Below are 7,581 nucleotides of genomic sequence, written 5' to 3'. Positions count from 1 at the left end.
CCGCCCTCGGCGCACCGGCCCGCCGCCGCCTCGCCGGGCGGACCGGCTCCCACCACGACTACGTCGACCTCGTCCATCAGCTCAGCTCCTCGCGTTTCGGATCACTCCGTGATGGTCCGCCATCCACGACCGGCGTTGCAGCGATCCGCCGAACGTACCGTCCCGGATAGGGTCGGGCGCATGCCCGAGACGGACCCGGCGTTCGCCGCATTCTGCGAGTCGGGGCTGTGGCCGGGCCTGAGCCGGGCGCTCGCCGCCGGCCTCCCCGACGCCGGGATCCACGGTCCGGACGACGTGACCGCCGAGCGCCTCGGCGCCCTGCCGCAGGTCGGTTCGATCCGCGCGGGGCGCCTGCTGTCCGCGTGGATCGGCTCGGCCGGCACCTATGAGACGGCCCGGCTGATCGTGGCGGCAGGCCTGCCCGCGCGGCTGGCCGGCCGCGCATCGGAGGTCATCGGCGACGACGCCGCGCGGCGGTTGCGGGACGACCCGTGGCTGCTGGTCGACCTTCCCGAGGTCCGGATCGTCGAGGCCGACCGGTTCGCGGTCACGACCGTCCCCGGCGTACGGCGCGACGATCCGCGGCGGGCCCGCGCGCTCGTCGTCGACACGTTGAACCGGGCCGCCCGCGACGGGCACACCGCCGTCCCGGTCGAGCTGGTGGTCGCGGCGCTGGCCGCGTCCGATGCCGGCGACCCCAAGGCGGCGGTGGTCGCCGCCTGCGACGCGCGCGGGGTGGTCGCCGCGACCCTCGGCGGCACCGCGGTGCTCGCCCTGGCCCGTTACGCCGGCGCCGAGGAGCGCGCAGCTGAGGCGCTGGCCCGCCTCTCCGACACCGCGAAGCCGATTGCCGACGACCGAGCCGACGACGGGGCCGACGACCCGCCGGACGAGTCGCTCGACGCCGGCCAACAGCGCGCCGTGGCGGCCGCCCTCGAGCACGGCGTGAGCGTGCTCACCGGCGGCCCGGGCACCGGCAAGAGCCGCACAGTCGCGAGCGTCGTCCGCCGGGCCGAACGGGCCGGTGCCCGGATCGCCCTCGCCGCGCCGACCGGCCGGGCGGCCAAACGGCTCGAGGAGCTCGCCGGGGCTCCAGCCAGCACGCTGCACCGGCTGCTGGGGGCGCAGGCCGGCGGCCGCAGCAGGCCAGGCTCGGCGCCGGAGTTCGCTCGCGGTGAGGGGTGGCCGCTGGACGCCGACCTCGTCGTCGTCGACGAGGCGTCGATGCTCGACGCCGACCTCGCCGACGCCCTGCTCGCCGCCTGCGCGGACGGCACCCACCTGCTCGTCGTCGGCGACGCCGCCCAGCTGCCGTCGATCGGCCCGGGCCGGGTGCTCGCCGACATCGTCGAGTCCGGCGTCATTCCGGTCACCGAGCTCACGACCCTCTACCGGCAGGCGGAGGGCGGGGCCATCGCCCGGCTGGCGACCGCGGTGCGCGCCGGTGACCTCCCGCCGGTCGAGGACCCCGACCGCGAGGTGGTGATCGTCCCGGCCCGGGGGTCGGCCGAGGCGGGTCACCGGACGGTGCAGCTGGTGACCGACTCGATCCCCCGGGCGCTGTCCATCGAGCCGAGCCAGATCCAGGTGGTGACACCGGTTCACAAGGGCCCGGCCGGGACGATCGCGCTCAACCGCGTCCTCAAGGCCGCGCTCAATCCCGGCGACGGCACGGTCGGCGGATTCGACGTCGGCGACCGGGTCGTCGCCACGGCCAACCATCTCGACGTCGAGCCCAACGGCTTCGCCAACGGCGAGGTCGGCGTCGTCACCGCCGCACGCGACGGTGCGGTCACCGTCGACTTCGCCTCCGGGCCCGCGACCGTACGCGGCCGGTCACTGTCCGACATCGTGCACGGCTGGGCGATCACCGTGCACCGCGCCCAGGGCTCGGAGTGGCCGGCCGTCGTCGCGGTCTTCCCGCCCGAGGCCGGCGGCCTGCTGTCCCGCCCGCTGGTCTACACCGCGCTCACCCGCGCCCGGGCCCATCTGTCCGTCGTGCACGCCGCCGGACCGGCGCTCGCACATGCCGTACGCCGGATCGGGTCCCGGCCGCGCCGGACCAGGCTCGGCGAGCTGCTCACCGACGCGATGCCCGAATAGCCGCCCCCGATGCCGGCCGTCCGCGTTGCCGGCGGGTGATCGGCGGGCAAACCTGGGGCGGCTAGAGACGAACGCGGCGGGGCGGTGCACAATAGCGGGCATGGCCGCGGTGGACGGTGGAGTGATCGAAGCAGATTACGAATACGTGCCGGTGCGGATTCCGCCCGGCACGGACCGGCGGAGCGCCGCCGTGCAACTCAGCCTGCAGGCCGAATACGGCGGCTGGGAGTTGGCCCGGCTCCGGCTCCGCACCGACGGAACCCGGCAGGTGTGGCTGCGCCGCCGCCGGACCAACCAGCGGCTGCCTGGGCCCTCGCTCTGATCCTCAGCCGGACGACGTTCCGCCCTGCAGCTCCAATCGCGGTATCCCCGGCGGGTCGAACCCGAGCATCTGACCGTAGAAGGACAGCTCGCTCTCCAGCGCGGTGATGCGGTTTTCCGCCCGCCGGAAACCGTGCTGCTCACCCGGGAAGAGCAGGTAGGCATACGGGATGCCGCGCCGGACGAGCGCGTCGCGGAACATCTCCGCCTGCGACGGCGGCACGATCACGTCCTCCGCGCCCTGCAGCAGGAGCACCGGGCACGAGACCTGGTCGACGTGCGAGAGCGGCGCCCGCTCGACGTAGCGGTCCCGCGTCTCGGGCAACGGCCCGACCAGGCCGTCGACGTAGCGGGATTCGAAGTCGTGCGTGTCGGCGACGAAGTGCTCGAGCTCGGCGACTCCGAAGTACGACGCGCCGGCGGCGTAGACGTCGGTGCTGGTGAGCGAGGCGAGCGTCGTCCACCCGCCCGCGCTTCCGCCACGGATCGCCAGGCGCTCCCCGTCGGCCTCACCGGCGGCGACGAGGCCTTGCACCGCGGACACGCAGTCCTCGACGTCGACGACGCCCCACTGTTCGCGCAGCCGCTCCCGGTAGGCGCGGCCGAAGCCGGTCGAGCCGCCGTAGTTGACGTCGATGACGCCGATGCCGCGGCTGGTGAAGTAGGCGACCGCCAGGTCGAGCGTCGCTGCGGAACCGGCCGTGGGCCCGCCGTGCACCGAGACGACGTAGGGCGGACGCTCCCCCTCCGGGCCGACGACGTCGGGGTTGCGGGGCGCGAAGACGATGGCGTGCACCTCGCGGCCGCCGACGCCCGGCACCGTCACGGTGCGCGTCGCCGGGAGGTAGTCGGTCGGCACCGCCTCGTCCGTGGCCCGACGGACCTCCTCGAACGATCCGTCCGACGGGTCGACGAGCAGGACCGCGGTCGGACGGTCGGCAGCCGCACCGACCACGGCGAGCCGTCGACCGTCGGTCGACAGCGTGCTGCCATAGGTCGTGCAGGGAAGGTCGAGATCGCGCAGCGCACCGGTGGCCGGATCGAGTAGGCCGAGCCGTTCCTCGTCGGTCCCGTGCACCACCGCGAGCCGGCCGTCGCCGAGTACGGCGTACGACGTCTGACCGAGGGTCCACAGGGCACCGGCGAACTCCTCCTCCCGCGGGCACAACGCCTCGGGGGCGGCGCCGTCGAGGCCGACCCGGTGCAGGTTCCACCACCCGGACCGGTCGCTGATGACGTAGAGGCTGTCGGGTCCGGCCCACTCCGGCTGCAGCACGGACTCCTGCTGGCCCCCGAGCAGCACCCGCGGGCGCCCGACGGTGCCGTCGGCGGAGACGTCGGCAACCCGAAGCTCGGTGCCGTCCCACGGCATCTGGGGGTGGTCCCAGGCGATCCACGCCAGCCGGCGTCCGTCGGCGGACGGCCGCGGAAAGGCCAGGAAGTCGCTCCCGCCGACCAGCTCACGAACCCGGTCGGGCTCGGCCGCCGCGGACCCGTCCAGCGGCACGGCGATCAGATGCCGGGTGACCTTGTCGTCGCGGTAGGACTCGCGCACGCACCAGATCTCCGTACCGTCCGGCCCGAGCACCAGGTCGGCGTAACGGTCGGCTGACGGGGTCGGCGGGGCCGGCGTCAGCGGCGCCGGCGATCCGCCGGGCTCGAGACGGTAGATCCGCTGGTCGTCGAAATGGCAGAAGACCAGGAAGTACCCGTCGTCGGACGGGACGGTCAACCAGCACGAGCCGCCGTATTCGTGCACCCGGCTGCGGGCGTTCCACGGAGCGGGCAACACCTCGACGATCGAGCCGTCGGCCGCCCGGCGGAGCACGGCGTAGCGACCCGATTCGTGCGGGCGGTCTTCGATCCACCAGGGCTCGGCACCGACGATCGCGGGGAGCGACAGCCGCCGCCCGGCCCGGACGACGTCGGCCGCGGTGATCGGCGAGGGCCAGGCGCCGTAGGGCACCGTGGCCGGCGCGCTCAACACGACCTCAGGAGGCGGTCGAGCACCCGGACGCCGAAGGTGAGGCCGTCGACCGGCACCCGCTCGTCGATCCCGTGGAAGAGCGCCGCGAAGTCGAGCGTGGGCGGCAGCAGCAACGGCGAGAAACCGAAGCAGCGCATGCCCAACCGCTCGAACGACTTCGCGTCGGTGCCGCCGGACATCATGTAGGGCACCGGCTTCGCCGCCGGATCCTCGGCCCGCAGCGCCGCGGACATGGCGTCGACCAGGGCTCCGTCGAAGGTCGTCTCGACCGCCTGGTCGTGCACGATCCACTCCCGGCTGATGTCGGGCCCGAGGATCTCGTCGAGCTGCCGCTCGAACTCCTGCTCCTGACCGGGCAGGAAGCGGCCGTCGACGGTGCCCGACGCCGTACCGGGGATGACGTTGCTCTTGTAGCCGGCCCGCAGCATCGTCGGGTTGGCGGTGTTGCGCAGCGTCGCGCCGACGATGCGGGCGAGGTTGCCCAGCCGGGCCAGCGTGCCCTCGATGTCGTCGGGGTCGAAGTCGACGCCGAAGGTCTCCGCCAGCGCCTCCAGGAACGCGCGGGTGGTCTTGGTCATGACGACCGGGAACTGGTGACTGCCCAGCCGGGCCATCGCCGCGCTGAGCTCGGTGACCGCGTTGTCGTCGTGCACCATCGAGCCGTGGCCCGGTCGGCCGGAGGCCGTGAGCCGCATCCAGGCGAGGCCCTTCTCGGCGGTCTGGATCAGGTAGAGGCGCAGGTCGTCGCGCACCGTGAGGCTGAATCCGCCGACCTCACTGATCGCCTCGGTCGCGTCGGCGAAGAGGTCGGCGTGGTTGTCGACGAGGTAGCGCGCGCCCTTCCGGCCGCCGTGCTCCTCGTCGGCGACGAACGCGAGCACGAGGTCGCGCGGCGGCTTGCGCCCGTCGCGCATCCACTGCCGCGCGAGCGCCAGGATCATCGCGTCCATGTCCTTCATGTCGATCGCGCCCCGGCCCCACAGGTAGCCGTCACGCTCCTCGCCGGAGAACGGGTGCACGCTCCACTCCGCCGGGTCGGCCGGCACCACGTCGAGGTGACCGTGCAGGAGCAGCGCCGGCCGGGACCGGTCCTCGCCCTCGATGCGGGTCACGACGCTTGCCCGGCCGGGTTCGGACTCCAGGAGGGTGGTCGAGAGCCCGACCTCTTCGAGCTTGGCCGCAACGTACTCAGCGGCCGTGCGTTCACCCTGGGTGGTGTCCGGGTCGCCGGTGTTGGTCGTGTCGATGCGAATGAGGTCGGAGCACAGCTCGACGACCTCGTCCTCGGCGGTGGGGCTCATGGGGACTTTTTACCAGGCGGGCCCGGCTCGATGCGGGCGGCCGGGAGCACCTGTGGGCGCTGGTTGGGGAGACCGGGCCCGGGTCCGATAGAGTGCTAGGCCGAGCGCGGCAGTCGGATACGGCAGGCCGTCGCAGGTCCGAGTGGCGGAATGGCAGACGCGCTAGCTTGAGGTGCTAGTGCCCTATTAATGGGCGTGGGGGTTCAAGTCCCCCCTCGGACACCAATGTGATGTCTCGGGACATCGTGGACGGATGTCTCGGGTCATAGTGAACACCTTCAGCCCTTGGCTGGGGGTGTTTTCTTTTGTGCTGGTAGTCGCGGGTGGGGTCGAGGATGAGTTCGCGGATGAGGGTGCCGTCGGGGATGCTGATGCGGATGTGCAGGTCGGCGACGGCGATCTTGACCGGTGTTTCGCGCCAGCGGGCGCCGACGCCGATGTGGTGAGTCCAGACACCCTCTCGGACACCAAGCCGGACATCGAGCGGGCGCCCGCGTAGCGGTCACGGGGACGACGCCGGCGACATCGTGCGTGCTACTCGCACTTCCTGGCCAGATATGCGAGTAGGGCGCACGATGATGCGGCGGCGCAGCTCGCTCACCGGAGGGGCGGAGGCCGGTGCGGCGTAACACGCTCTAGGCGTCCGCGAAACGATCCATCAGCAGCCTGACGATCGGCCAGGCGCCATCGGTCGTGTTGGACACGACTGTCCACGTGCGGCCGGACCGGGGATCGTGCGCGCTGCGGAACGACACCCCGTGGTCGGCACCCTCGAGATACACCGTCGAGCCGGTTGCATGCAGCCAGAAGCCCATCCCGTAGCGGCTCCGACTCTCCGGTACGTCGCTGATCGGGGTCACCATCCGGGCCACGACGTCCGGCGGCAGGATCGCGCCGGCGAAGAGCGCCGCCCAGAAGGCGCGGAAGTCGGCGACGGTCGAATACGCGCCACCGTCGCCATTACCGCGCACCGGCAGATGAAAGACATTGGTGCGACCGTCATCGAGATAGCCGACCGCGGCTCGACCGGGCAAGTCGTCCGAACGGAGAAATCCGGTGTCGGCCATGCCGGCCCGGGCGAGGACGCGTTCGCCGACGAGATCGTAGAAGGACCCTCCCCCGACGCGCTCGGCGACCACGGCGAGTACGACGAAACCGCCGTTGCAGTAGGCGAATCGCTCGCCCGCCGGGAAGCTTGTCGGGAAGCCGTCGAGGGCGGGCAGGTAGTCGGCGGTGGCGATCAGGTCCTGCATCCGCACGCGTAGCAGGAACTCGTCCTCGTGCTCCTCGTCGAGATAGTCCCCGATCCCGGACCGGTGCGCGAGGACCTGCTCGACCGTGACGTCGTCGGCGATCAGCGGGAGGTCGGCGCCGAGCACAGAACGCAGCCGGGTGTCCCACCGCAGCGCACCCTCGGCGATCAGTCCGGCGACGACGAGAGCGGTGAATCCTTTGTTGCCGCTTGCGATGGCGAACATCGTGTCGGCCGTCGCGACGATACCGTGCCGGCGGTCGGCCAGTCCGTAAGCCCGTTCGTAGTCGATCTCATCGCCGCGGCTCACCGACACCACGCCGGAGAAGTCACCGGCGAGGCGAGCGACCTCGTCGCCGATCGCACGGTCGGACGAACCCATGCGCGCATTCAACCAGCGTCCGCTCACCCCCACGCCCCTACTGGCAAGATCGATCCTCACAGTCGAGCGGCGAGGAGGAGCGGGACATGGCGAGGGCCTACTGGATCAACACGTTCACGACGATCAAGGACAACGACAAGCTCGCCGCCTACATCGAGCTCGCCGGCCCGGCCATGCGGGCCGCCGGCGGACGCTTCCTGGCCCGCGGCAACCCGGCGCACGCCTTCGAATCGGG

General features: G+C 72.2%; 6 protein-coding genes and 1 tRNA gene. 4 read left to right on the top strand and 3 right to left on the bottom strand.

Going from position 1 to position 7,581, the window contains the following annotated elements:
* Positions 1-180 precede the first annotated feature (180 nt).
* Positions 181-2,103 carry an AAA family ATPase gene (locus tag VGH85_07870; protein HEY2173714.1) on the top strand — a complete coding sequence of 641 codons (1,923 nt, stop codon included), beginning with the start codon at positions 181-183 and terminating at the stop codon, positions 2,101-2,103.
* A 100-nt stretch (positions 2,104-2,203) separates the two neighbouring features.
* On the top strand, positions 2,204-2,425 hold the full coding sequence (locus tag VGH85_07865; protein ID HEY2173713.1) for a DUF5703 family protein: 222 nt from the start codon (positions 2,204-2,206) through the stop codon (positions 2,423-2,425).
* A 3-nt stretch (positions 2,426-2,428) separates the two neighbouring features.
* Here VGH85_07865 and VGH85_07860 read toward each other — a convergent pair whose 3' ends face one another.
* Positions 2,429-4,411, bottom strand: coding sequence for a prolyl oligopeptidase family serine peptidase (locus VGH85_07860; GenBank protein ID HEY2173712.1), 1,983 nt, complete (start codon positions 4,409-4,411; stop codon positions 2,429-2,431).
* Entirely contained in the window at positions 4,405-5,712 is a 1,308-nt protein-coding gene (locus VGH85_07855; GenBank protein ID HEY2173711.1) for a M20/M25/M40 family metallo-hydrolase, read from the bottom strand. The genes VGH85_07860 and VGH85_07855 overlap by 7 nt, the downstream gene beginning before the upstream one ends.
* A 136-nt stretch (positions 5,713-5,848) precedes the next feature.
* On the opposite strand from VGH85_07855, the gene VGH85_07850 reads away from it, so the two are divergent.
* Together VGH85_07850 and VGH85_07845 are read left to right on the top strand one after the other, a co-directional pair.
* Positions 5,849-5,937 (top strand) — tRNA-Leu (locus VGH85_07850).
* A 43-nt stretch (positions 5,938-5,980) separates the two neighbouring features.
* On the top strand, positions 5,981-6,211 hold the full coding sequence (locus tag VGH85_07845; GenBank protein HEY2173710.1) for a hypothetical protein: 231 nt from the start codon (positions 5,981-5,983) through the stop codon (positions 6,209-6,211).
* Between the two features lie 136 nt (positions 6,212-6,347).
* Here the strand turns inward: VGH85_07845 and VGH85_07840 are convergent, their stop codons facing one another.
* Positions 6,348-7,346 carry a serine hydrolase domain-containing protein gene (locus tag VGH85_07840; protein ID HEY2173709.1) on the bottom strand — a complete coding sequence of 333 codons (999 nt, stop codon included), beginning with the start codon at positions 7,344-7,346 and terminating at the stop codon, positions 6,348-6,350.
* Between the last annotated feature and the right edge of the window lie 235 nt (positions 7,347-7,581).

The sequence above is a fragment of the Mycobacteriales bacterium genome, assembly GCA_036497565.1.
Taxonomy (GTDB): Bacteria; Actinomycetota; Actinomycetes; order Mycobacteriales; family QHCD01; genus DASXJE01.
Note: the sequence above shows the minus strand (reverse complement) of the source record. Positions and strands in the feature narration are given on the sequence as shown.

What these genes read in the sequence shown, in the direction of transcription:
- VGH85_07865 (HEY2173713.1), top strand. Translation starts at nt 2,204, where the DNA reads ATGGCCGCGGTGGACGGTGGAGTGATCGAAGCAGATTACGAATACGTG.
- VGH85_07870 (HEY2173714.1), top strand. Translation starts at nt 181, where the DNA reads ATGCCCGAGACGGACCCGGCGTTCGCCGCATTCTGCGAGTCGGGGCTG.
- VGH85_07855 (HEY2173711.1), bottom strand. Translation starts at nt 5,712, where the DNA reads ATGAGCCCCACCGCCGAGGACGAGGTCGTCGAGCTGTGCTCCGACCTC.
- VGH85_07840 (HEY2173709.1), bottom strand. Translation starts at nt 7,346, where the DNA reads ATGGGTTCGTCCGACCGTGCGATCGGCGACGAGGTCGCTCGCCTCGCC.